We start from the raw sequence: 24,731 nt of genomic DNA, 5'->3' as shown, positions 1-24,731 counted from the left end.
TTGGTCTTGCAATATACTACGGAGATCAGTTGCGCAGGTTATTTGACATTGTACGAGCAACGCAGACGGATACGGTCTTTTTTAATGGATTACTTTGGAACAGCGCATATTTTTCGGGCCGAGACCGGTTTATCCATCATCGCTGCCCGGGAAGAAGAAGTATATTTCACCTGGCTACAGGAAGGCAAACCGGCCCGATCGGCCAAAGAACTGTTTCTGTTGGAATGGAGCGAGGAGCGTAACGGGACCTTTGCACTCAAGGTCAGCCTTCTTAACGGGCTAGCAGAGGACAGCAGGCAGCGGCAGTTCGAGCGCATCGTTGCGTCGATCCATCAGCATCTGTCGCATCCTCCGGCACCCTTCCGGATCACTCCGAAAGACGGGTTCATTCTTGTGCAACAGGTTCATCAGCGCAGCGACGGGAAAATCGGTTACGGCTTCTATCCCTATGCAGAGGACGAGCAGGGACGATGGCGTGACCAGCTGAGTGTGGGGTTATGGATGTATCAGGAGGATTTCGGTCTGTTCTACGAAGGTATCCGAAGAGTCTATCCGCTGCCATTGAAAGGGTTCGAGGATTTCGATCCTACCGGACTGAATCTCATCGGCCAGCCGGAGTGGAACGCGATACTCCAACACTGGACAGAACTGGCCGACAGCAATCCATCCAGCGCCGAAATGATTCAGTACGTCAGTCAGTGGACACGATCCGCGCTATCACGTGTCGATACGATTGCCATTCAAGGAAATCTGTAGCAATGGTATATTATAATGATCTGAGAAAAGCTCCTGTGATGGTGATGGTCACAAGAGCTTTTTTTGAACTTATTCAGGAAGAGCCCCCTTCAGCGGCGTGTCCAAAAATCGCTTCAGACAATTTGTTGTTTTCTATAAAAAGTAATATAAGCTTCGAGCTAGTGGCGAAGGATCGGGGTTCACCGAGTACAGTGGAAGAGATCACCCCAACTATTTGATCGCTGGAATCTATGACGGGGCTGCCGCTATTCCCAGGCCAGGTCTGAACCTTGAACTCCATTGAATTCGTGTAAATATCGGGGATTGATCCATTTTTCGATTTCCGCAGAATTGCCACATTGTCGGCAGTGAACGTTCCATACAGTGGTGTCCAGGTGTACCTCTTGGTAGTTGCTTGATTACCTGTTGGCTTATTAGGGTGGCCGATGACCGTCACCTGTTCATGGGCTGCGGGCTGAAGATTGAAATCCTTGAAATAGCTGTCTTGATAGGGCTTGGGGATCTTGTTAGCGTCCATCTTCAGCAGGGAGAGATCTTCTTTAACATCTGTAGCCACGAGTGTGCCAAGCAGATACCCGTCCGATTTTTGGGCATAAAAGGTGATTTGGAACCGTAATTTCTTTCCATTATAGTTTGCCGGGGCCACATGATTATTAGTGACGATGTATCCGCCAGGCAACATAAATCCTGCACCAATACCTATCTTTTTCTTGGTTCCTTCAGCAGATAGTACATACTTTTCTATCATAACGACACGTGTAAGATTTTTATAATCACGATAGGCTTTGTCTTGCTTTTCTTTGGATAATGCCGGGTTACTGGTGTAAGGCCGAACCTCAATGCCGGATTTGGTGACAGTCATGGACTTAATGGACACTTTGCTGCTGGCAGAAGCTGCGGCGGTATAGAGGCCAAACGTCAGAACACTAACAGCCAGTAGAGTGGAGAGGATTCTGCTCATCCGTCGAGTCATATACACTCCTCCTTTAGTTTTATACTATTGAAGAGTGAGAGATGTTGTGACGGTCAGTATGCGGAAATATAAGGGCCAACACTACAATAAATGTAGATTAATATCAGGACAAAGGAGATACAATATGCTGCCGTCACTTGCATTTCTGAAACATCAATTAGAGGGAATTCTACGCAATAAATTTGTACAGGGGCACCAAACCTCCGGTTATTTAGCCCGATTGGAGCAGCTTCCCGCAAGCTATGATGCCTATGTGGAATTCGGCCGTAGCTTAGCTGATCTTCCAATGAGAGACAATTGGTCTTACTATGAGCCGGACGATTTGGAGGAGATATGGCGGGAATGCGATCCGGATCGGCCTCTGGGCCAGATCGGAGTCTTGAATCTGACGGATAGCTCCAAGCGTGTAGAGGCAGGCTTCCTCGCTTCTGTCTGTGGTTCTATGCTGGGCAAACCGGTCGAGGTCAATCCCAGCTTATCGGAATTACGTCAAGCGTTAACTTCTGTGGGGGAATGGCCGCTGAATGATTACATTTCTGAAGAAGCTCTCCATGCTCTGGATCGTCGTCATTGGTCCTGGTACGAGACGACACGCGGGCGAATTCGTTATGTGGCACCTGATGATGATATCAATTACACATTAATGGGAATGATGGCGTTAGAACAATTCGGTGATAGTTTTACCAAAAGAAATTTAAGAGATTTGTGGTTAAATCATCTTCCGCTAAGTACAACCTGGGGTCCGGAGAGGGCCATCTTGGTCCGATCGGGGATTAGCTATCTGGAGCATGACAGGGAACGATTCAATCATGCTGAAATAGAGGCTTGGCCCGACTTCCTGGTGCAGGATACAGAACTATGCGGGGCGGCGATTCGTGCAGATGCTTATGGCTATGCCTGCCCGGGTCAACCTGCTCTTGCCGCTGAGCTGGCTTGGCGGGATGCAAGCTTCACACACCGCCGGACCGGTATCTACGCCACGATGTTCATTGCCGCTGCGATTGCTGCCGCACACGTGCTGCGCGATCCGATTGCAATAATCAGTACTGCACTGCAATTCGTACCTGGAAGGAGCCGATTCTATGAGATGACTGAGGATTGCCTGCAGATGGTCGCGAATGCAGATAACTGGCTGGAAGCTTATCAGAGGATTAACCATAAGTATGCGAACTATGGCCACTGTCGGGTTTATCAGGAGATAGGAACCCTCATTAATACACTTCGATTTGCAGAGCATGTTGGCGACGGGATATGCAAGCAGGTGATGCAAGGCAACGATACGGACAGCTTTGGAGCAACAGCCGGCTCTCTGCTCGGAGTTTATTTCGGGCCGGACAGCTTGGAGGCAAGGTGGCTTAAGCCTTTCCAGGACCGGATTCATACGGGGTTATCTAATTTCCATGAGCAACAGCTATCCCGTTTGGCTGAGCGCATGGGACGTTTGCCAGAGCTGCTGCACACCGGCGAGCATCGAATTCAACCCAGCGAGCTCTATGTGGATGAGAACACCGATAACTGAACGATATAAACATTGGGAGGGGATTGGATGCATGGAATGAAGTATTCTATTTGGATTGAAGCCGAACAATGGGCTGAAGGAGAATGGAGCATATATGATGATAACACTGATGCAATAATTACCTTTGAAGATGGCTCAAGATGGGGTGCTTCATTTTTTACATACAAGAACATCCAGAAGCTGGTTGCAAAAAATCAACAAACGGGTGAGTATTTGCAGGGTAAGTATTTTTGGGGTAGTGATATGGTACTGGTGGATGAATGCAGCCGTAAACGCATTGAGGAAGTGGTCGAACATTTGATACGAATAGGTGATTTTGAAACTATATTTAAGAATTACTCCAGTAGAAAAGGTGATTACCGTGGACAATATAAGGTCGATCAAAGCTCTAATATCCTGGAAAAAAGACCCTAGCAAATTTCCAGCAAACGAATGGTTACGGGATCTTGTTGTCGACTATGGTGAGATTAAGGATAATACATTTCATGGGGATACATGGACAGTATTAGTTAGGATCACAAGACATATCAATGGTACATGGCATACATATGCAGATGTAGCTTTTATAGTTGACGCAGCACCGTGGCACCTGCTTGAAACAGGTTACAGCTTTAATCTTTGGGCAGGAAAGGATATTGCGACAGTCAGTATTCTTTGACTATTTTGTTTTCGAATCAAACGCTCTCTGATATTTTTCATTTATCTCGCTTTAGATTGAAATGATCGCACTAATCTAAAAACAAGCTCATGTAATTTGTCACTGAGCTTGTTTTTGTGCTGGGGACTATTCTTTTCTAACAGGATAGCGCTTAGCATTATCGGTCTGTCCTAAAATATAGTCGATGCTTACGTTATGGAATTTAGCCAGCGTAATCAAGACAGCACTCGGAACATCCAGATTCCCATTCTCGTAGCGGGAATAAGTAGCTTGTGTAATGTGTAAAAGTTCAGCCATTTGTTGCTGTGTTAAATCCTTGTCTTCGCGTAAGTTGCGGATTCTTGTATACAATGCTCATCACCCAAGCCAAGTTTACTTTATGCGAAAATTGCATATTGTTATTTATGCGATTTTCGCATAAAATTTATTCATGACCGTAGGATAGTCCACAAAAGGAGGCCTGATGATCATCATTTTGGAGGATTTTTATTATGGGAAACTGCGTCCGAATGAACTTACTAAGCCAAGCAATCCTGAATTACAGAAGATTGATCAAAAAATCATTGATTCATTGCAGATGCTTAAAGAAAGACTATCCGCAAAAGATTTTGACCAAGTCGAAAAGCTATTTGATTTACAGAGTGACTCCAACTCTTTGCATTCAGCATTATCCTTTATCCAAGGCTACAAAATAGGAGCATTAATGATGATTGATGTGTTTAGCGGGGAGAAAGACTCCATCAGCGAAGGTATGTAATTAGTAGATAAGGAACCGGGGCGTACCTATGCTTCGGTTTTTTGCTTGGATTGACTTAGTGCGATCAGCCTGATTAGCTTCGCCATACTTCCGCCATGTTCAGGTTCCAGACACTCTGCCATAATACGGTAACAGAACAGAGGATGGTGTTAAATTATCCCTTAAGGAGGAATTGGCATGTTTCATAAAACGGTGACGTTGCAGCCTTTTGTTGATATTTCGGTGCATACCGAGGGCTTCGAGATCGTCTCGGCTCAATTCGGCGGCGATAACTGCGTATATGTCCTGCTGATTAAGCAGATCCCGGAACGTGAACGTGGAATGTTCGTTCCATCGGCTTTGAAGCAACCGTATACCTACAAGGTTTTGATGATAGAGGATCAATATATCGTCGATGAAATATGGATTGAGGACCAGTATTTCAATTATCATTATGTTCAGCCGCTTCGTAGACATCTGCTATTGGTTGGAGCGCGCTGCTCGTATTATGGTGCAGGTAAATATGATCTGAACGCCAAAGTGTGCGATTATAAAGGACGTACCGTTCGTGAGTTCCTGCTTGGAGACGGGATTCAGAATCTTCAAGTGACGGAGAAAGGTACCATCTGGACCAGTTATTTTGACGAAGGGGTATTCGGGAATAACGGGTGGGATCAACCTGTCGGTGAACACGGCCTTGTGGCCTGGGATGAGCATGGCAACAAATTATACGAAGATCATGTTTCGGATATTGCCGATTGTTACGCTTTGAATGTTGTCCGCGAAGAAGAGGTGTGGTTTTATTATTATACGGACTTTTTGCTCGGCTGCATCTCAGGCGGACCCAGTCAGCCCAAGGTCACGTTTATGAATCCTGAGATTTCCGGTTCGTCTGGATTCTGCACGGATGGTTGTCACTTCTTGTTCGATGGCGGTTACGGAAAACACGGAGAGTATTATTTCAAGAAAATTGAAAAATCAAGCTTGACCAAAGGGCATAAGGTGCAATTTTTGAATGAAAAATCAGAGCCCCTTGTACCAGTGACACAAGATTTTAGAGAAGATCTTGTGCTGTTCTGTGAAAATAATTTGTTGTATCAGGTGTCGATTAAAGAATTGCTCTGATTGGGCGGTGGACTGTGTCAACGAAGTTAAATTCAGACTGGAATATGAGAGTATGACGACAAGATAAGGATTCTGTAAAGGCGGGATGTTTAGTGGAAGCATCGAAGTGGATTCCTGTAGCAAACATTGAAGATGATTCTAAAATATGGGCCGGAACAAGGGTAAGGCTTTTCGATGCTGGATTGATGGTTAAGGATAAGGAAACTGACTACTATGATTATCTGGTGTCATACATCTATGCAAATGACGACTACCTGCAACTTACCAACCTGTCCAAGGGTGAAGCAGGGAATATTATCTGTGTAATCCAAAAGGACAAACCAAGCCAATACGCATTAGGTAAAACGCTGAAGGATATGATGGGAATAGAGAACGCTTATGTTCTGATGGAATAGGGTCCTTTAAAACAAGCTCCGGTGGTTCGTCACTGAGCTTGTTTGTGTGTTGCACCTCTACAGCCTGTCACTTAATTCCAGCATATGGTACAATTAAAGGGAGTGAATTCAGTGAAATTAGAAGATTACGCATGGAATAAACATGAGCAAAAATTAAAAGAAGAACAAACAGAATTCAAGCCTAGTAACCCTAAAATAAAAATTATAGATAACACCGAATTGCGCAATAAAATTGAAGAGGCTCTTGAAAAAATGCCGCAGAAGTTACTTGCTCAATGGACTTTAAAAGTAGCAACTCCTTACTTGGCTTACTTAGATGACCATCTAAAAGATGACTCACGAATAAATTTAGGGATAGACACTTTACAAAAACGAATAGACGGAAGTATTAGAGCTTCCGATTTACGGAAGGTTGGATTTGTAGTAAATGAATTGGCGAAAGAATCCAAATCAGACATTAGCAAGTATTCTGCCCGTTCATTCGCCCAAGCCATTGCAACAGGACATATGAGAGGACATGCTTTAGTGAGCAGTGATTACGCAATAAAAGCAATAAATGTATTAACGGATAACTCCACAGATTCTTCAACAAAGGAGAGGGAAAGACAATTAAATATATTACATGAATTAATCTAACCCCAAATGCTTCTGCAAATGCAGTAGCGACAGGGGCTTGATACGCTGGTCTTCTGCAATGTTCTCATATAGAAGGTGCTCCTTCTCTGCTTGTGCGAACCATTCACGTAATGCGGTAATCCGGCCTTTATTGAAGTCAATAAATTGAAAATCCACCTGTTGTAAATGCTCCATTCCGATCATGGGCTCTAAATCCCTCGCTTTCACCGCGGTGGAAATCTCACATAATCTCAGTATTTCAAGCTGCTCTGCCGTCCATAACAGATCAATATGTTTCAATGCCTTCATGTTATCCAGTTCAAGCTGTCTGAGATGTTTCATCATAGCGAAATTACATAATGCTTCCACCTTCGGCAAGGATAATTGCAGGCAGATCAGCTCGTCCATAGGTTCAATCTCATCCAGCTTCGTCAAATTACGGATGGCAGCTAAGCTAAGCATAGTCACGCTGGAGTCCGCAAGGGCAGCTAGTGAGCCTTTCAAAGTACAATCATGAATAAACAGGCACCTAAGACGGGGCATCTGACGGACAAAATCAAGGTTATAAATCGTCGTGCTCAACAATAATGTATCTAGTCCGGCAAGATCGCCGATGGGGGATAAGTCTGTGAATTTTCCATTCACCGCGAGATATTGAAGCTCGTTGAAGTTAGAAATGAAGCTTAAGCTTACCGGCTTCTGACTGGTTATGGATAAGAACTGCAACCGCTCTAACTTGCCCAGCAGACTCAGATCGGTGCTTTGGCGAAGATTTAACTGTAAGGCTGTGATGTGCTTGAGTTCCGCTAATATCTGTAACAATTCCTGGGGGTAATGCCCCTTCATATCTACTTGACTAATCGACAATACAAGATCCGGACGTTTGGCAAATACATGTTGATCTAACGCTTCCAGATCTTCAAGCTTGTCTATATCAATTACATACGAAATAAGCGCACGCTTGCGCAATTGCGTAGTTGCTTCATTCATCTTGCTTATGGTCCAAGGTGCGCCATTCATCGAGCTTGTCCATACACCACCCATACCTGATTCCCCCATTCCGATTCCTTCTGTGTAACTTAACTTCCTTCTAATGGTAAAGCAAGTCGCACCTGATTTGCAATATTTTACACCATATTCTGAGTATAAGATTCTTTTGAGGAGGCGAAGGAGATGACGATACTGCCTGTTATAGTGATGATCTTAGTATTTGTACCTTCCATTGTACTCATGGTAAGCATGCCTTATTTAACAAGAGAGACGATTAGTTTTGGGATCACCGTCAGTGCTGCACAATTCCACAGCGAGCCTCTGCACCAGATGCGGAAGTCATATGCCAGGGTTAGTGCTGCGTTACATACCATCCTATTCATTGTTTGTATCCTCTGCCTAATATACAGTGATGAACATTCCAAGCAACAAAGTTGGATTATTGTCACGTATTCACTCGCCATGCTCATATTCTCCCTGGTCATTAACATTAGCTATAATTTCAAAATGAAAAGCTTACTACCTATACTGCCTATTGCTCCGGAAGGAACGATCATGGCAGTGGACACTGGAGTTCAGAAAAGAAACATTGGCTTGTCTAGTATTTGGTTCCTCATTCATGCTCTAGTTATTGTTGTTAGTATTGTAACTGTGCTACGCCACTACAATCTGATTCCTGATCAGATTCCGATCCATTTCAACAGCAGTTGGGATGTAGACCGCTATGCAGCCAAATCTTTTAGTTTTGTGTTTATGCCTGTGATAATCCAAGTGCTCCTAACACTTTTGTTCCTATTTGAGAATTGGAGTATTCGCAGAGTGAAGCAACAGGTTCAACCCGCTGATCCTAACCGTTCCATCAGACAAGACATAACCTACCGCCGTGCCTGGTCCTATTTTATGATTACTGCAAGCTTCCTATTAGTTATCCTGTTCTCGGTCGTGCAACTAAACATGATATCTCTGCTTAACATCAATTTCGCTATCCCCGTTATCCTAATCATAATAGCCTTTATCATCCTATACGCCTTCGCCTTAACGTTCTGGGCGGGTCAGGTCGAGAGCCGCTTGGAACGATCTGCCGATAGCGCCAATGCCAGACCTGTCCATGATGAGGATCAATGGAAATTAGGTATGATTTATTTCAATCACAAAGATCCAAACCTAATCGTCAAGAAAAGGTTCGGAGTCGGCTGGGGATTGAATTTCGGTCATCCTGTCGTTTGGCTGATTTGTGTCGGAATTATTGTGCTGTTGGTTGTGGTGCGGTAATAAGGCTTTATTGGAATAGGGAGGAATCCAAGCATCAGATTGGAGTGATGGCTCTAACGTAAAACAAGCTCATGTGGTTCGTCACTGAGCTTGTTCCGCTGGCTGCATTGCAAATACTATATTTTTCTAGTTTAACAAAGGTGTTGACTTGTGATTCATGAAATAGTATATTCTTATGTGTAACCGGTTACTCACCTAGAAGTGGAGTGAAAATATGGCTTCAATCAAAGATGTTGCTAAGCTTGCTGGCGTATCCGTTGCCTCTGTATCTAGAGTGCTGAATGACAAAGGATATGTGGGACAGCATACAAGGGAAATGGTAGAACAAGCGATTAAAGAATTGAACTACAAACCCAATGAGGTAGCTAGAAGTCTGTTCAAGAAACAATCGAATACGATTGGCTTAATCGTGCCGGATATCATGAATCCTTACTTTCCCGAGTTAGCTAGAGCTGTCGAAGATACGGCTTCTAAGTTTGGATACAACGTTATCCTATGCAACTCAGATGAAGATAGAGTGAAAGAGCAGACATATCTAGATATGTTACAGCAGAACTATGTAACCGGCATCATTGTTTCGTCAAATACGATGACTGCTGAGCAGATTATAGAGCTTAATATTCCTGTTGTAAGTATTGACCGAGAAATTAGCAAAGGGCTTCCGACCATTGTTGTGGAGAACACAAAAGGGGCCATTATCGCTACCCGTTTTTTGATGAGTAAAGGATGTAGCAGAATTGCACACATCAGAGGTCCTCAAGGGGTTGTCAATGCGGATGAACGTTGTGAAGGTTATAGAGAAGTAGTACATCAGGAATCATGGTTTAATGACAGCTACATTATCGACGGAGATTATGACATGGAATCTTCGATCGAAGCAACGCTAGAACTTTTAAAGACTCACCCTGAGATTGATGGTATTTTTGCATCAAATGACATTATGGCGATTGGCGCTATGAAGGCTGCTAACCAGCTTGGGAGAAGGATACCCGAGGAGCTTGCAGTTGTTGGATTCGATGGAATCAAGTTATCTTCGGTAACGATTCCAGAATTAACGACCATTGTTCAGCCGATCTACGAATTGGGTGAAAAGGCAACAACGATGCTAGTTGGTTTAATGAATCAACAAGAAGTTGGACAAACGTATTATAAATTAGATGTGGAGCTTGTAGAGAGAAATTCAACGTAAGGAGTAGATAGAGATGGAGAAGAAACCAAAAATCACTGTTGTGGGAAGTATAAATATGGACTTAGTTACAATTACTTCTCAAGCGCCGCAGAGAGGGGAAACGCTATTCGGAGAACATTTTCAAATGAACCCGGGAGGAAAGGGAGCCAACCAGGCAGTAGCAGCGGCTAAACTTGGAGCGCAAGTCCAGCTGATTGGTTGTGTGGGTAATGATAGATTCGGTCAGGATATTGTAGCATATTTGCAAGAACAAGGTGTTAATGTGAGCAATGTGGAACCGGTTACAGATGTAACTGGCACGGCTACAATCATAGTGGCTGATCAAGATAATAGTATAATTTATGTCCCAGGAGCCAATAATCATGTAACGTCATCGTTCATTGAATCCAAACGGGATGTGATTGCAGCTAGTGATATTCTAGTCCTTCAGTTGGAAATACCGTTAGAGGGTGTACAAAAGGCAGTGCAAATTGCCAAAGAAAATGGAATTAAGGTAATCCTTAATCCGGCACCCATCCAATCACTTCCTTCAGATTTACTTAAGAACATTGATTATCTTACTCCAAATGAACATGAACAGGTGCTGCTTAGACAAGATAGAAGTACGGAAGAGTTAGATGGTAAACTCATCGTCACCATGGGCAGTCAAGGAGTTTGTATTTATGAACAGGGAGAGGGAGTAATCATTCCTGCTTATAAAATAGATGTTGTTGATACAACTGGAGCGGGTGATTCATTTAATGGTGGATTAGCTCATGCTCTAAGTAAAGGACTAAATTTAAAAGATGCTTGTAAATACGGTAATGCCGTAGCAGCCTTATCAACGACTAAGCTTGGAGCCCAAACAGGAATGCCTACCGGCGCTGAGGTTGAAGATTTTATGAATAGCCAAGGATCATTCGTCCATAAAAGCTATATATGATTGTGGCAGTTGCAAATTACAAAAGATTCTAGGAGGAATTTACAATGACAACCAGACCTATAATTATCGACACAGATCCAGGGATTGATGATGCAGTTGCAATAGCTATTGCACTTTATAGTGAAGAGTTGGATGTTCGCTTAATCACTACGGTTGCCGGGAATGTTGGACTTGATAAAGTGACATATAACGCTTTGAGATTACTGAAATTTTTCAATAAAAATGTACCGGTTGCCCTTGGTGCAGACAGACCACTTATCAAAGACCCTATTGATGCTAGTGATATACATGGCTCTACAGGGATGGATGGTTTTGATTTTGAGGAGCCAACGGAAGATCTTGTACTGAAAGAAAATGCCGTGAATGCAATGTATCGCGTAATTATGGAGAGCAAAGAACCCATTACAATCGTTCCGATTGCCCCATTAACTAATATTGCACTTTTGCTAAAAATGTATCCAGAAGTTAAAAAGAACATTGCTGAAATTGTTTTAATGGGAGGTTCAACAGGCCGCGGTAATGCAGGTGTTATGTCGGAGTTTAATATTTATGGCGATCCTGAAGCAGCGAAGATCGTATTCCAGAGTGATTTGCCCATTGTGATGGTGGGACTTGATGTGGGTCTAAAAGCTTTGGTGTACCCTGAAGATAGCGCGCAACTTAAGGTCATGAATCAGACGGGAAATATGATTTATCAGCTATTCCAGAAATACAGAGGCGGTAGCATGAAAACCGGATTGAAGATGTATGACAGCACGGCAATCGCTTATCTGCTGCAACCAGAAATGTTCCAGGTCGTAGATACGTTCGTTGATATAGAACTACACGGTTCGATGACAACCGGATGTACTGTAGTAGATTTTAAGGGGTATTTAGGGAAACCTAATAATGCCAAAGTATGTGTGGATATCGATCCACAGATGTTCAAGCAATGGTTCATGGATAGCCTGAAGAAGTGTAACTAACTGCCTACTAGAGGAGGCCCAATCATGAGTTCTAATATAATAATGTACGGCTCTGCTATTATCGCTATAGCAGTTGTAATTTATATGTTGATTAAGAAGATGGACATTAAGATTTCACTCTTCCTTATCGGTATCGTACTAATCTTAGTCAGTACTGCTATGGGGAAAGAGATCGCTGTCAAAGATTTTGTCTCAACGGGGTCAGCTTGGTTAGATCCTCTTGAAGTAATTATCACTCAGTTTAAGCAGACCTTTACTGCTGCTGGTTTTATTATTCTCCTATTGGGAGGATACACAGCCTACATGTCATCAATTGGTGCCAATGAAGTTACTGTAAGCGCATTAACTAAACCTATTTCTAAGATCAAGTCAGTTTATGTTCTGGTTCCACTGGTATTCTTATTAGGTAATGCACTGTCACTCGTTATTCCTAGTGCTTCGAATTTGGCCATTATATTACTGGCTACACTATACCCTATATTAAGAAAAGCTGGGATGTCGGCATTGACTACTGGAGCGGTTATCGCCACTTCAGCAACTATTGTTCCGACTCCGTTAGGAAGCGACAACGTAGCTATCGCGGAAGAATTAGCGAAACATTCCTCATTTGCAGGTTTGACTGTAACAGACTATGTATTTAACTATCATGCCTTGATTTCAATCCCGACTCTGATTGTTATAGCGATTACTCACTATTTCTGGCAGAAGCGGATGGATAAAAAGGCGAACCTACAGGGTCAAGCTGGAAATGATCATGAGAAAATGGATGTGGGCAATGTTGAAGCAATCCAGGGGGGCAAGTTATTTAAAACCGTATACGCGATACTCCCAATCTTCCCAATTATTCTGTTGTTAGGTAATTACGCTGTTCAACTAACAACTGGTAAATCCATAGATATTAGCGTTGAGATTGCTACCTTAGTATCCTTTGTTCTAGCTATTGTGTGTGAATTAATTAGAAATAAAGGAGATAAAAGCGTTCTGGAAAAGACGGAAACTTTCTTTAAAGGAATGGGTGGAGCCGTTCCCATTGTGGCTCTGCTAGTAGCGGCATCCGTATTTGTTACGGGCCTGAAATCGATTGGATTGGTTGAGGAGCTTCAAACAGCCATGCAAAGCATCCAAGGTAATGGATTAGACTTTATCCTGCCTCTAATCTTAGTAGTATTAACGGCTCTCATTGTTATATTGAGCGGTAGCGGTACTGCTCTGATCTTTGCCATGGTACCGCTGATTGTGCCATTGGCAGACGCAGCAGGAATTAATCCAATTTCCATTTCAGTACCACTTGGTCTGGCAGGCAACCTCTTCAGAGCGATTTCACCTGTAGCAGCAGTTATACTCATTGTTTCTGGAACGGTGAAGACAGATCCAATAGCCCTTGTAAAAAGAACATCGGTTCCTATGATTGTCGGTGTAGTGTTTATGTTCGTATTATCTATGATCGTATTCTTATAATTCGAGAAATATTAAGAAGAGCAGGTGCACTATGCCTGCTCTTCTTTGCGTCCTGATTACAACACACCCACAACCCCGTGGACTGGTATCCATGGGGAGAAGAGACCTTTGCCAAGGCTCAGGCCAAATTACTTTCCTTTATTAATAACGGTCAGGATAGTTTGGTGCAGACATTCATTTATTCCGAATAATATGGTAATATTTAATAATTAATCAAATGTTTTTTGTGATGCCAGGAGGTCGTTGTCCTAGTGAATAATATATTTGATCTATCACATTCAAAAGATATTTTAGTGCGCATTGATCAATTAATGCAAAGCGCTCAACCGCAATGGGGTCAAATGAATGTTGCTCAAATGCTAGCGCATTGCTCCTCTTTTCATGATATAGCAATGGGAAAGTCCCATTCCCCAAGAAGTTGGTTAGGAATGTTGGTAGGTAAATTTGCAAAACCCATTTTTTATAACGACAAACCACTTCCTCGCAATATGTCTACTATTCAAACCATAATGATTGTGGATAAGAGAGAATTTGAAGTAGAAAAAGAAAAGCTAAAACAAAGTATATTAATATTACAAAGTGATGGTCCTAAGAATTGTGCCAACCGTACACATCCTTTTTTCGGAGTACTCACTTCCGAGGAGTGGGGCAAAGGGATTTACAAGCATTTGGACCATCATTTAAAGCAATTTGGCGTTTAGATTAAGTCCAACTAAAGGGAAAAGATAATATCATGACAATATGCAGCCGAGAGATCGGCTGCATATTCAGCTTATGGGCAGGATAACACAAAGACATTTTTATTAACTGCGCCCTCCCCCGCCTTTTTGGGTAAACTATCCCTAGACAATACTTTACCCAAATCATTCGAAATGAGGGGACGCCCCGTGACAACTCACCAGTCACCCAATAGATTAGCCAACGAAAAATCGCCCTATTTACTACAACACGCTCATAACCCCGTGGACTGGTATCCATGGGGAGAAGAGGCCTTTGCCAAGGCCCATGCCGAGAACAAGCCGATCTTCTTATCTGTCGGCTATTCGACCTGTCACTGGTGTCACGTAATGGAACGAGAATCCTTCGAAGACAACGAAGTCGCCCAGCTCCTCAACAATCACTATGTAGCGATCAAAGTGGACCGCGAGGAGCGGCCGGATATTGATGCGCTGTATATGTCGGTGTGTCAGGCGCTGACGGGGAGTGGGGGATGGCCGCTGACGGTGCTGCTGACGCCGGAGAAGAAGCCGTTCTATGCCGGGACGTATTTCCCGAAGCGGCAGATGTTCGGGCGGATCGGGCTGATGGATGTGCTGGAGCAGATCCATACGAAGTGGGAGCAGGACGGCGAGGCGCTGGATCAGCTGGGCGATGACCTGCTGGCCGAGCTGAAGTCGCTTGATCGCAAAAACGCCTATTCCCCCGAAGCCGCAGACGGTGGCATTCCCGGGGACGAGCTGCTGCATGAGGCGTATGAGCTGTACCGGCGCCAGTTCGACGAGGAGTATGGCGGGTTCGGCAATGCGCCGAAGTTCCCTTCGCCGCATAATTTGTCGTTCTTGCTGGCCTACAGCCAGCTGCACAACCAGCCGGACGCGCTGCGTATGGTGGAGAAGACGCTGGAGTCGATGTACAAGGGCGGCATGTACGACCATGGGGGATTTGGCTTCTCGCGGTATTCTACGGACCGGGAATGGCTGGTGCCGCATTTTGAGAAAATGCTCTACGATAACGCGCTGCTGGCGAATGTCTATCTGGAAGCGTTCCAGCTTACCGGGAAGCCGCTGTATGCCGAGATTGCCGAGCAGATCTTCACGTATGTGCTGCGCGATATGACTTCACCTGAAGGTGCATTTTTCTCTGCGGAGGATGCGGATTCGGAAGGTGTGGAAGGGAAGTTCTACGTCTTCTCCCGCCAGGAGATTGAGGAAGCCTTGGGGCTGGAAGACATGCATTCATATTGCCATGTGTACGGGATTACGCCGGAAGGTAACTTCGAAGGTGCCAATATTCCGAATCTGCTGCAAGGGCTGCCGGAAGAGATGGCGGAGCGTATGGGCATGAATCCCCTCGGTCTGCGGACCCGGATGGAGGAATGGCGCGGGAAGCTGTTCGAATACCGGGAGCAGCGCATTCATCCGCTCAAGGATGACAAGGTGCTGACCTCGTGGAACGGGCTGATGATCGCCGCGCTTGCCAAAGGTGCCAAAGCGCTGCAAAAGCCGGAATACGCCAAGGCCGCAGAAGCGGCTGCGAATTTCATCTGGGAGAAGCTGCGGCGGGAGGATGGCCGATTGCTGGCCCGCTACCGGGACGGGGAGTCGGCGATTCCTGCTTATGTGGATGATTATGCCTTCCTGCTCTGGGGCTTCAGTGAGTTATATGAAGCCACGGGACAAGCGGTCCACCTGGAACGGGCGCTGATCCTTAAGGACGGGCTGCTGGAGCTGTTCCATGATCCGGACGGAGGAGGCTTCTTCTTCACAGGTCATGACGGGGAGGAGCTGCCGGTCCGCCCGAAGGAATTGTATGACGGAGCGATTCCATCCGGGAATTCGGTTGCGGCGAAGCTGCTCTGGAAGCTGTCGGTGATCACCCAGAATATTGAGCTGAAGGGTATTGCCGAGCGTACCGCAGCGGTATTGTCTTCAGCAGCGGCAGAGTATCCGCCGGGTTATGCGATGTATTTACAGGCGCATCTGACTATGGTCACAGGCGGCAGGGAATGGGTACTCTCCGGCAAAAAAGAGGACCCCGCGCTGCACGGAATGCTGGCCCAGGCTCAACAGGCTTATCTGCCTGACGCTGCGCTGATCGTCAACTGGGAGGGGGACAGTGAAGGGATTCTTCGTCTGCTTCCGCATCTGGAGGACAAACCGGCGATCCGAGGCGAAGCGACGGCCTATGTCTGCCGGAATTTCGCCTGCCGTGCGCCGCTTACGAATATAGAGGCGGTTAAAGAGCTACTCGCTTCCGGCAGCCTGGAGGTGTAGTGCATATCACAAAGAGCAGCCCGGATTAGGGGCTGCTCTTTGCGCATCCATCAAGGGCTATCTGACGAAGGGGGCATAGGAGGAATCCTCAGGTATCGCCTGCGCGGCGCTAATCATATATTCGGTCATTTCTGCGATGATCAATTTACCGGGCCAATGGTCCGGCAACAGCTCATCCGGGAGATAAGGGTCGGCCATGAACAGTCCGCTTAACTCCTCTCCCATCTGCAAATAGAGCAGGAATAGCTGTAACGGCTGCCCCGACTGAAGCGTCTTTGACATTAGCGGAGCGAATTCCTCCTTCAGCCAGACTGATTTCTTCAGGTATAAGGCTTCTATGTCGTCCAAATGCCAGATGGCCCGCGCTCTGAGCGGTGTAACGGAGCCTTCCAGAAATTGGCCTTGCAGGATGGACACTTTGCCTTCCAGCTCCAGCTTCTGGATCTGGGCAACGACTTCGTTCTGGTAGTTCCACGGTGAGACATACACACTGTTATATAATAGCCCGTAACCAAGCTGCCCGAGCGCAGTGCGGAACAGGTCGCGCTTCTTGCGTTCGGATTCGGGAACCTCCAGCATAACCACATCCCAGGTATGATCCCACTGCTCCTGATAACGGGCAGGCTTGCTGTTAATCGCTCTAATGTAGGCGAGGCCCTCGGCAGTGACGTTATACCAGGAGCGTGCCGGGGAAGCGATATAGCCCTCTTTTTTCAAGCGGGATAGGGCATTGCGGATATAGGTGGAGGTGTACCCCCTGTGCTCATAGATCTCGACGAACTGCTGGGCGCCCATCTGCTTCACCTTGGATAACAGAAACAGCATTGTTTTCTCAACGGACAGCAACTTCTTCACACCTCTCTTGACAGCTGGCAGGAATAGATATATCATAAAAAAGAACGAACGTATTAATTTATGTTATATTAGTCGATCGCACTGCTGTAGTTGGATTCAGAGCAACTTGGTGTCATTGTATCGTAAACTTTGGGTTTTTGCACGATTCATTCCTTAGTGCCCATTGTAATCTAATCATGAAGAGGAGAGGATATCCATGAAAATTACCTACCACGGCCATTCCTGTGTTCAAATTGAGGTGAACGGCAAATCGCTGATTATTGATCCTTTCATTAGCGGCAATGCGGCGGCAGTAACGAAGGTTGAGGAGATTAAGACCGATGCCGTGCTGCTGACTCATGCCCATATGGATCATATACTGGATGCCGCGCCGATTGCCAAGAGCAATAATGCTCCGGTTGTAGCTATTGTGGAGCTGGCCGGTTACCTCGAATCCACAGGCGTCCAGACGATTGGGATGAACATCGGGGGGACGGTAGATCTTGGGTTCGCCAAGGCGACGATGATCCATGCCTTCCATACCTCAAGCATTACCCTCGAAGATGGACAGAGTATCTATGGCGGCACACCGGCGGGCTTCATTATTGAGGCAGAGGGCCGGACGATTCTCCATGCAGGCGACACAGGGCTATTTGGAGATTTGAAAATGTTCGGTGAGCTCTACGAGATTGATCTGGCCATTCTGCCGATCGGCGGACACTTCACCATGGGGCCTGAACATGCGCTCATCGCTGCCAAGTGGCTGGGGGCAAGACAGGTACTTCCGGTACACTACAATACCTTCCCTCCGATCCGTCAGGATGCGGGGGCTTTCGTCCAGGCGCTGGAGGAAGCGGGGATCAGAGGTTCGGCGCTTGGCTATGGAGAGACGCTGGAGCTATAGAGCAAGCTGGACATAACGAACAGCCGTTTTTTGCTTCTGCAAACAAACGGCTGTTTTTTTATCTTCATGGGAATAGGGGAAATGTCTAAAATATGGTATGTTGGATGCTAAGCAGCTCAATGAGCGGCAGAGTGTTCCTGGGGAGAGGGGAATTATAACGATGAATAATGTTCTAAGCAGTATCCGCTGGCAAGAGCAAAGTACTGAGGGTGAAGGGCTTCTGGCACAGGCGGGTGAGGCGGTTATCACCCCGATGAAGGGAGGGCTGGAAGCGGAGGTGCATAGAATTACACTGCCGGAGACGGAGCTTGTGCTGAAAATCTGGAACCGGGAATCCCGGCCGGATATCTCCATCCAGTATAAAGTGCTGCAGCAGCTGTACCGGCAGGACTGCGCAGTATCACAGCCGTATGCCTGGGGCCTGGACCCTGAGCAGAATCAGGTTCTGTTGACCAGCTTCGACGGAGAGCCCGTTAAGAAAGTGAATGCCTCCAGTCTAAAGGTCATAGCGCAAAATCTGCTGGATATACATAAGCTGCAGCTCGACTCATCCACCGGCCTGCATGTTCCGGCCTATGATTTCGCAGAGTACTTCTTCCCTGCGTGGGCGGAGCAGCCAGAGTTAAGGACGCTGGCTCTGGAATTGGCCGGTCAGGCAGGGATAACCGCTCACCATCTGATTCATGGAGACTATCATCTGGGCAATATTCTGGAGGCCTCTGGAGCATTCACCATCATTGATTGGACCAATGCCCAGCTTGGTGATCCCAGATATGATATAGCTTGGTCTATTTTTCTTTTTGGAGTGTATGCAGGGGAACGGAACGCCACGGCTTACAGGTCGGCTTTTGCCGCGAGCAGCAGTTATAGTCCGGCAGAGCTGGAGCTATTCGAGGCGCTGGCTGCTCTGCGCTGGCTTCAGCTCCATCGAACAACAGGTGTACCGCTTCAGCTGAACACGCTGCCGGTTGTACGGACGCTTCTGCGGCAGAACAGGTATGTGCCGGATAGTCTGTCCGAATCGCTGTAGCTGATACTTACAGGAAATCCCCTGCCATAAGTATCTATTATCCTTCCATTCCTCACAGCAACGGCTACGCCATCCCTTAAGGACGGCGTAGCCGTTGCTGCTTGATCCAATGAATATGAAGCATGTTAGGGGTTAAGCTACTTCTTACGCTCAGGATTCTGCGGCTTCACCCGGGTGGGCCGGGTCACCCAGTTGCTGCGGTTCATAGGCTTCACGGTATCAATCCGCTCATTCGTCACTTCGGCGCTGATGTTCTCTGCCGATGCCGTCTCGGTGCTGTCCGTTTCTAAGGCAGCCGGGGCTTTTTTGGACAGTCCGGCACCGTTATGCTTGCCTCTGTTCCATACTTTATTCTTGCTCATCGGGTACACTCCATTTCTGTTCGCTTATGCTTAAACCATATCATAAGTAACACTAAGCACAAAAATCTGTTTTTAACAAGTTATAAATTGTACTATTGATTTCCTTGAAGGGTAACTATAATGGTATAGAATTGAAAGGAGAGCACTCTGATGCCCATCAAGATTATTACGGATAGCGGTTCCGATCTACCCCCCGACTACACCAAGCAGTATGATATTTCCATTGTCCATTTGCCGGTTCATTTCGGCCATGAGCTAATGCCCGATGATATGGACGCTAAGGATTTCTATTCGAGAATGCATGAATCGAAGGAATTGCCGACGACAGCAAGCCCAAGTCCGCAGACCTTCCTGGACAGCTTCAAACAAGTGGAAGCAGGCACTGACATTCTGGTCATCTGCATGTCCTCCAATATTAGCAGTACTTATCAGACCGCATTGATTGCCAAGGAGATGTATGAGGAAGAAGGACATCCAAATGCGATTGAAATTATAGATTCCAAGCTTTTTTCAGGCGGATTGACACTCATTGTGGCTATGGCGGCCAAATGGTCGCTGACGGCAGCCAGTCTGGCCGAACTGAAGGCTAAAGTGATGGACAAGGTCGAAGAGACGACGGCGTACTTCACACTGGATACACTCGAGAATGTAATCAAAGGCGGACGGCTGAGCCGGATCTCCGGTGCTGTGGCCTCCGTGCTGAACATTAAGCTGCTGCTGAGGATCAGCGACGAGGGAGTCGTGGAAGTGGTCGAGAAGACCCGTGGGCTGCCAAAGGCGCTGACTCATCTGCTGGCGAAGCTGGATCAGAAGCAGCATGATTATGAACAGGCGGTCATCGCCATTGTCCACAGCAATTGCGAGACGCTGGCGCTGGAGATCAAGCAGCGTATTCTGGAGAAGCATCCCTTCAAGGAGATTCTGCTGTCCACCATGGGACCTGTAATGGGAACTTATGCCGGTCAGGGCGGAATTGGAGTTGCTTTTTAGGTTGCTGAAGCAGGCCTCAATGGAATAACTGAATAGCTAAGCCGTATACAGAGAATTCCTGGTATACGGCTTTTTAGTCTGGAGTGGGATGGGGGAAGAGTGTTGCCAGGACGGGGGGCGAAGGGACGGCAGCAGACGGCTAGGCACCTATGACTGGGCAGGTGCATAGAATGGAGCAAATCCATTTATACGGAGGTCTAACCCCTATGACAACTCAATCCGGCCAGCAAACGGCGGTTATCTATCAGGCAGACCCTGCGGTAGTTCAGCATTTGAACGGTGTCCGCGATTCGCTTCACCAGTCCTGTAAGCCTTATCTGAATCATCAGGTGCAGGTGCAGACCGTTGACGGTCAGATGCATGAAGGCACCCTTGCCGGTATGGACAGCAAGCATCTGTACCTGACCGTGACGATAGCCACTGATCCGAGCCGCGGATATTACAATCCATACTATAAGCCCTATCCAGGTGTGGGTTACCCGGGTCAAGGATATCCGGGTCAAGGCTACCCGTACCCGGGTACGGTGAACAGCAACGTCATTATGCCGCTGGTATTGTTCGAGCTGCTGGCGATCTCGTTACTCTAACTGATCGTCACCATGCCCTGATTACACGCAAGCTAACAATAACCGGATCAGCAATAGCAGGTCCAATGTACCAACAATAAAGGGATGACCCGTCAGCCGGGTCATCCCTTTATGTGTAGTAATTTGAATGTGGTTGAGTACAGCTTGTCCACAGAACCCTTACGCGGTGGTAACCACCGCTGTGATCTCTTCGTCCAGCTCCAGCCGCACCTCTTCACGGTAGGCCCGGATGCCGTATTCGCTGTGCAGGTAGCGCAGAATGGCCTCAATCATATTGGATTCGACCAGGAACTGGCTGCGGCCCTGAATCCAGACCTCTGCGGTGTACCCGGTATCTTCGTCCCAGCTTAGCTCGACCCGTACTTCCTCCACCCGTACCGCTTTGCGTTCCGCCATATGCAGGCAGATCGCGTTGATAATCTCGTCCATACTGAGTACGGTAACACCCATTAGTAACGTCCGTCTCTTTCCTGCAGTCTGCGCCGTTCCTGTCTGCGCTTGAAGAACGACATGATCAGCATAATTACGAAGTAGATCGCCAGCATGTTAATGAAGAATCCGATGATATTTCCAAAAGCGCCCATTCCGGCGAACATTCCGCCGAACAGGAGTCCGGCGATACCGCCGATCATCAGGCCTTTCATCAGTCCGCCGCCGCTGAAGAATCCGCGTTTGGTATTCGCTGCTGTGCCTGCTGCACTACCTTTGGTGCTATCGCTTTGTTTCACATTGTTGGTTGTTGATTTCTTCGGGGTGGTCGTGAATCCCCGACTTCCCGATTTGAAGCCTCCGCCGCGGCGGGCATCTGCGAAGTCAGGAACTGTGACGGCAAAGAACAGAGTGAAGGCCATGACGATCATCAGTACACGTTTCATTGGTTTCATTTAGTACAAGAACCTCCTAGAAGTATGGTAACACCCGTTTGCGGGGTGTTGTCCGGTAATACGCAGAGCGGGGGCCAAGGTTTCAATTTTTAATAATCACAAAACCAATTAATTGATAGCGTACACATGCCTGGGTACACAAAAAATGCGCGGGTCCGGGACCCGCGCAAACAGCAGTTTTTAGAGAGTTGCCTTAGGCTTCGCGTATCCGTCCGACACAAGCTCAAGCGCTCCGGTAGCCGGGTCGATGATCATGCCGTGAATGGGTACGTTAGGGGGGAGTAAGGGATGGCGCTTAATCAGCTCCACAGTCTGAATTACCCCTTCCTCTACGTTGTCAAACCCGCGCAGCCATTTCGTCAGCTTAATCCCCGAATTCTCCAGAGTACTGAGTACTTCCTCGGACACGCCGCGCTCCTTGATGGAGTTAATCATATGGTCAGCATTCAGGGAAGCCATGCCGCATTCATAGTGGCCGACGACAATCACTTCGTCCGCGTCCAGTTCGTATAGCGCAACCATAACGCTGCGCATGACGCTTCCGAACGGCTGGGAGATTATGGCTCCGGCATTTTTGATGATTTTGACATCACCGTTCTTGAAGTTCATTGCTTTGGGCAGAAGCTCAACAAGCCGTGTGTCCATACAGGTGATGATCAGCATTTTTTTATCCGGGAAGCGGCTGGTCAGATAGCTCTCATATGCTTTTTCCTCTACAAAATGCTTGTTGAACTCCAAAATGTCTGTAACCTGACTCATAAGCCATGTGCCTCCTTAAGATTAAACTGTAATTCATTGTACTGCGTCTTGCGGCGAATATAAAGGTCTTCCTGCATTCTAATACTGCCAAGTTTCAGCGGCTTTTGCTTCCGCATCCTATGAGCCGCTAACTACTTCAAATTTGAAGAGCTATAGCCTGAATTTGATTATAACTATTTAAAAAAGTATCATCAATAGGAGTAGATAAAAAAACAAGGCAGGTGCTCAAAACATGGAGAAGCAGATCCAAGAAGAATGGGATAAATTCAGTGAGCTATTATTCAAAATCAGAGGCTATTATGAAGCGATCGGGTTACTGGGCTGGGATCTGCGCACGGGTGCGCCGCGTAAAGGTGTTGAGACGCGTTCAGCCACGCTGGGTATGCTGAGTGCAGAGGCGTTCAAGCTCCAGGTATCGGAGGAGATCGGGGCGTATACAGAGTACTTCAGCCAGCCGGAAGTGCTGAGCCAGTTGAACAGCAACCAGAGTAAGATTGTTAAAGACACCCGCAAAGAGTACCAGCGCAGCAAGAGCATTCCCTCCAAAACCTTCGAGGAGTATTCCGTCCTGACCGCCCATGCGCAGACGATCTGGGAAGAGGCCAAGGATACCAATGATTTCGCCTCCTTCGAGCCTTACCTGAGCAAGATTGTCGGATTCAAACAGGAATTCATTGATTATTGGGGCGTGCAAGGCTCACGTTACGACACCCTGCTTGATATGTATGAACCGGATCTGACCGTTGACAAAGTGGATGCGATCTTCACCCGCCTGCGCAGCCGCCTAGTTCCGCTGGCCGAAGCGATTAATGCATCGCCGAACAAGCCGGATACGGAATTCCTGAGCCAGATCTTCCCCAAAGAGCAGCAGGAGAAGTTCGGTCTCTTCTTATTGGAACAGATGGGCTATGACTTTGAAGCGGGGCGTCTGGATGAGAGCGTGCATCCGTTCGCGACAGGCCTGAATCCCGGCGATGTGCGCATTACCACGAACTATCTGCTCGATAATGTGACCAGTTCGATCTTCAGCTCCCTGCATGAGGGCGGACACGCCCTGTATGAACAGAATTTCGGCGAGGAGCTGATCGGCACACCGCTGGCGCAAGGCGCATCCATGGGGATTCACGAATCCCAGTCCAGACTATGGGAGAATATGATCGGCCGCAGCCGGGCCTTCTGGCAGCGTTACTACGGCGATCTGCAGCAGCATTTCCCTGAGCAGCTTGCAGATGTGGAGATGGAGGACTTCTACCGGGCCATCAACAGTGTAGGCAATTCCTTCATCCGGATCGAAGCCGATGAGCTGACGTACAACCTGCATATTATTGTTCGCTACGAGATCGAGAAGCTTATTTTCAACGAAGGACTTGAAGTGAAGGATCTGCCTAAGACCTGGAACGCGAAATATCAGGAGTACTTGGGAATTACACCGCCGACAGATGCGCTGGGCGTACTTCAGGATGTTCACTGGTCCGGTGGAGACTTCGGTTATTTCGCCTCCTATTCACTTGGCAACATGTATGCGGCCCAAATGCTTCATACCCTGCGCAAGGAGCTGCCGGAGTTCGATGAGCTGATTGCCGCCGGCAACCTGCTGCCGATCAAAGAATGGCTCACGGACAAGGTGTACCGATACGGCCAGAGCCTGACCCCTTCGCAGATTATTGAGCAGGTCACAGGTGAGCCGCTGAATCCTGATTATCTGGCAGATTATCTGGAAGCGAAGTATACCGAGCTGTATCAGCTTTAGTAAGCTGGAAGGACTTCGAGGAAAGGGCTATAATAGAAGGAAACCGCACGACGGAAGGAATATGG

General features: G+C 47.0%; 28 protein-coding genes. 20 read left to right on the top strand and 8 right to left on the bottom strand.

Annotated elements, in window-relative coordinates; translation table 11 throughout:
* Window positions 1-6 precede the first annotated feature (6 nt).
* A complete protein-coding gene (locus KDC22_RS19870) occupies window positions 7-756 on the top strand; it encodes a hypothetical protein (protein WP_211720086.1) in 750 nt (249 codons plus the stop codon).
* Between the two features lie 73 nt (window positions 757-829).
* Here the strand turns inward: KDC22_RS19870 and KDC22_RS19865 are convergent, their stop codons facing one another.
* Window positions 830-1,729: a S1 family peptidase gene (locus KDC22_RS19865; protein WP_173133005.1), complete on the bottom strand. Its 900-nt coding sequence runs from the start codon at window positions 1,727-1,729 to the stop codon at window positions 830-832.
* Window positions 1,730-1,853: 124 nt separating this feature from the next.
* Here KDC22_RS19865 and KDC22_RS19860 point away from each other — a divergent pair, with 124 nt between their 5' ends.
* Complete coding sequence (locus KDC22_RS19860) at window positions 1,854-3,248, top strand: ADP-ribosylglycohydrolase family protein (protein ID WP_173133007.1); 1,395 nt, start codon at window positions 1,854-1,856, stop codon at window positions 3,246-3,248.
* A 27-nt stretch (window positions 3,249-3,275) separates the two neighbouring features.
* Complete coding sequence (locus KDC22_RS19855) at window positions 3,276-3,662, top strand: hypothetical protein (protein WP_211720085.1); 387 nt, start codon at window positions 3,276-3,278, stop codon at window positions 3,660-3,662.
* Window positions 3,663-4,032: 370 nt separating this feature from the next.
* Here the strand turns inward: KDC22_RS19855 and KDC22_RS19850 are convergent, their stop codons facing one another.
* Window positions 4,033-4,257, bottom strand: coding sequence for a helix-turn-helix domain-containing protein (locus KDC22_RS19850; protein ID WP_173133009.1), 225 nt, complete (start codon window positions 4,255-4,257; stop codon window positions 4,033-4,035).
* Between the two features lie 112 nt (window positions 4,258-4,369).
* On the opposite strand from KDC22_RS19850, the gene KDC22_RS19845 reads away from it, so the two are divergent.
* The 4 genes from KDC22_RS19845 (at window position 4,370) to KDC22_RS19830 (ending at window position 6,798) form a co-directional block, all read left to right on the top strand.
* Complete coding sequence (locus KDC22_RS19845) at window positions 4,370-4,663, top strand: DUF6809 family protein (protein ID WP_216857266.1); 294 nt, start codon at window positions 4,370-4,372, stop codon at window positions 4,661-4,663.
* Between the two features lie 177 nt (window positions 4,664-4,840).
* Window positions 4,841-5,767, top strand: a complete 927-nt coding sequence (locus KDC22_RS19840; protein WP_173133011.1) for a hypothetical protein — start codon at window positions 4,841-4,843, stop codon at window positions 5,765-5,767.
* A gap of 92 nt (window positions 5,768-5,859) precedes the next feature.
* Window positions 5,860-6,162, top strand: coding sequence for a hypothetical protein (locus KDC22_RS19835; RefSeq protein WP_246552774.1), 303 nt, complete (start codon window positions 5,860-5,862; stop codon window positions 6,160-6,162).
* A 111-nt stretch (window positions 6,163-6,273) separates the two neighbouring features.
* Window positions 6,274-6,798, top strand: coding sequence for a putative immunity protein (locus KDC22_RS19830; protein WP_211720084.1), 525 nt, complete (start codon window positions 6,274-6,276; stop codon window positions 6,796-6,798).
* Here KDC22_RS19830 and KDC22_RS19825 read toward each other — a convergent pair.
* Window positions 6,790-7,836 (bottom strand): hypothetical protein, encoded by a 1,047-nt coding sequence (locus KDC22_RS19825; RefSeq protein WP_246552772.1) that lies wholly within the window; start codon window positions 7,834-7,836, stop codon window positions 6,790-6,792. The two genes, KDC22_RS19830 and KDC22_RS19825, sit on opposite strands and share 9 nt — an antisense overlap.
* A 114-nt stretch (window positions 7,837-7,950) precedes the next feature.
* On the opposite strand from KDC22_RS19825, the gene KDC22_RS19820 reads away from it, so the two are divergent.
* The 8 genes from KDC22_RS19820 to KDC22_RS19785 all read left to right on the top strand — a co-directional run bounded on the left by KDC22_RS19820 (window position 7,951) and on the right by KDC22_RS19785 (window position 16,566).
* Window positions 7,951-9,039, top strand: a complete 1,089-nt coding sequence (locus tag KDC22_RS19820) for a DUF1648 domain-containing protein (RefSeq protein WP_211720083.1) — start codon at window positions 7,951-7,953, stop codon at window positions 9,037-9,039.
* 214 nt (window positions 9,040-9,253) lie between these two features.
* Complete coding sequence (locus KDC22_RS19815; RefSeq protein ID WP_211720082.1) at window positions 9,254-10,228, top strand: LacI family DNA-binding transcriptional regulator; 975 nt, start codon at window positions 9,254-9,256, stop codon at window positions 10,226-10,228.
* A 13-nt stretch (window positions 10,229-10,241) separates the two neighbouring features.
* On the top strand, window positions 10,242-11,150 hold the full coding sequence (rbsK, locus tag KDC22_RS19810; RefSeq protein ID WP_211720081.1) for a ribokinase: 909 nt from the start codon (window positions 10,242-10,244) through the stop codon (window positions 11,148-11,150).
* A gap of 44 nt (window positions 11,151-11,194) precedes the next feature.
* Window positions 11,195-12,115, top strand: a complete 921-nt coding sequence (rihC, locus tag KDC22_RS19805; protein ID WP_211720080.1) for a ribonucleoside hydrolase RihC — start codon at window positions 11,195-11,197, stop codon at window positions 12,113-12,115.
* A gap of 24 nt (window positions 12,116-12,139) precedes the next feature.
* A complete protein-coding gene (gene dcuC / locus KDC22_RS19800; RefSeq protein ID WP_211720079.1) occupies window positions 12,140-13,573 on the top strand; it encodes a C4-dicarboxylate transporter DcuC in 1,434 nt (477 codons plus the stop codon).
* 77 nt (window positions 13,574-13,650) lie between these two features.
* Window positions 13,651-13,764 (top strand): hypothetical protein, encoded by a 114-nt coding sequence (locus KDC22_RS33875; RefSeq protein ID WP_343221776.1) that lies wholly within the window; start codon window positions 13,651-13,653, stop codon window positions 13,762-13,764.
* 60 nt (window positions 13,765-13,824) lie between these two features.
* Window positions 13,825-14,274 (top strand): DUF1569 domain-containing protein, encoded by a 450-nt coding sequence (locus tag KDC22_RS19790; protein WP_211720078.1) that lies wholly within the window; start codon window positions 13,825-13,827, stop codon window positions 14,272-14,274.
* A 186-nt stretch (window positions 14,275-14,460) separates the two neighbouring features.
* Entirely contained in the window at window positions 14,461-16,566 is a 2,106-nt protein-coding gene (locus KDC22_RS19785) for a thioredoxin domain-containing protein (protein WP_425516955.1), read from the top strand.
* 57 nt (window positions 16,567-16,623) lie between these two features.
* Here KDC22_RS19785 and KDC22_RS19780 read toward each other — a convergent pair whose 3' ends face one another.
* On the bottom strand, window positions 16,624-17,391 hold the full coding sequence (locus KDC22_RS19780; RefSeq protein ID WP_173133036.1) for a PaaX family transcriptional regulator C-terminal domain-containing protein: 768 nt from the start codon (window positions 17,389-17,391) through the stop codon (window positions 16,624-16,626).
* A 226-nt stretch (window positions 17,392-17,617) separates the two neighbouring features.
* On the opposite strand from KDC22_RS19780, the gene KDC22_RS19775 reads away from it, so the two are divergent.
* Both KDC22_RS19775 and KDC22_RS19770 read left to right on the top strand, forming a co-directional pair.
* Window positions 17,618-18,304, top strand: a complete 687-nt coding sequence (locus tag KDC22_RS19775; RefSeq protein WP_173133039.1) for a metal-dependent hydrolase — start codon at window positions 17,618-17,620, stop codon at window positions 18,302-18,304.
* A gap of 160 nt (window positions 18,305-18,464) precedes the next feature.
* Entirely contained in the window at window positions 18,465-19,334 is an 870-nt protein-coding gene (locus tag KDC22_RS19770; RefSeq protein ID WP_211720076.1) for a phosphotransferase family protein, read from the top strand.
* Between the two features lie 137 nt (window positions 19,335-19,471).
* Here the strand turns inward: KDC22_RS19770 and KDC22_RS19765 are convergent, their stop codons facing one another.
* The gene (locus tag KDC22_RS19765) at window positions 19,472-19,696 is read right to left on the bottom strand and encodes a hypothetical protein (protein ID WP_173133046.1); all 225 of its coding nucleotides are present in this window, start codon (window positions 19,694-19,696) and stop codon (window positions 19,472-19,474) included.
* A 150-nt stretch (window positions 19,697-19,846) separates the two neighbouring features.
* Between KDC22_RS19765 and KDC22_RS19760 the strand changes: the two genes are divergently transcribed.
* Both KDC22_RS19760 and KDC22_RS19755 read left to right on the top strand, forming a co-directional pair.
* Entirely contained in the window at window positions 19,847-20,686 is an 840-nt protein-coding gene (locus KDC22_RS19760; RefSeq protein WP_173133049.1) for a DegV family protein, read from the top strand.
* Between the two features lie 206 nt (window positions 20,687-20,892).
* Window positions 20,893-21,273 carry an LSm family protein gene (locus tag KDC22_RS19755; RefSeq protein WP_173133052.1) on the top strand — a complete coding sequence of 127 codons (381 nt, stop codon included), beginning with the start codon at window positions 20,893-20,895 and terminating at the stop codon, window positions 21,271-21,273.
* Between the two features lie 159 nt (window positions 21,274-21,432).
* Here the strand turns inward: KDC22_RS19755 and KDC22_RS19750 are convergent, their stop codons facing one another.
* From KDC22_RS19750 to KDC22_RS19740, 3 genes are all read right to left on the bottom strand, one after another.
* Entirely contained in the window at window positions 21,433-21,723 is a 291-nt protein-coding gene (locus tag KDC22_RS19750; protein WP_173133055.1) for a YxcD family protein, read from the bottom strand.
* Entirely contained in the window at window positions 21,723-22,157 is a 435-nt protein-coding gene (locus KDC22_RS19745; protein WP_425516954.1) for a hypothetical protein, read from the bottom strand. The genes KDC22_RS19750 and KDC22_RS19745 overlap by 1 nt, the downstream gene beginning before the upstream one ends.
* 180 nt (window positions 22,158-22,337) lie before the next feature.
* Window positions 22,338-22,916 carry a beta-class carbonic anhydrase gene (locus tag KDC22_RS19740; protein ID WP_211720075.1) on the bottom strand — a complete coding sequence of 193 codons (579 nt, stop codon included), beginning with the start codon at window positions 22,914-22,916 and terminating at the stop codon, window positions 22,338-22,340.
* Window positions 22,917-23,148: 232 nt separating this feature from the next.
* Here KDC22_RS19740 and KDC22_RS19735 point away from each other — a divergent pair, with 232 nt between their 5' ends.
* Window positions 23,149-24,666 carry a carboxypeptidase M32 gene (locus KDC22_RS19735; RefSeq protein WP_173133061.1) on the top strand — a complete coding sequence of 506 codons (1,518 nt, stop codon included), beginning with the start codon at window positions 23,149-23,151 and terminating at the stop codon, window positions 24,664-24,666.
* The last annotated feature ends 65 nt before the right edge of the window (window positions 24,667-24,731 follow it).

The organism is Paenibacillus tritici (assembly GCF_018207515.1).
Taxonomy (GTDB): domain Bacteria; phylum Bacillota; class Bacilli; order Paenibacillales; family Paenibacillaceae; genus Paenibacillus_AQ; species Paenibacillus_AQ tritici.
Note: the sequence above shows the minus strand (reverse complement) of the source record. Positions and strands in the feature narration are given on the sequence as shown.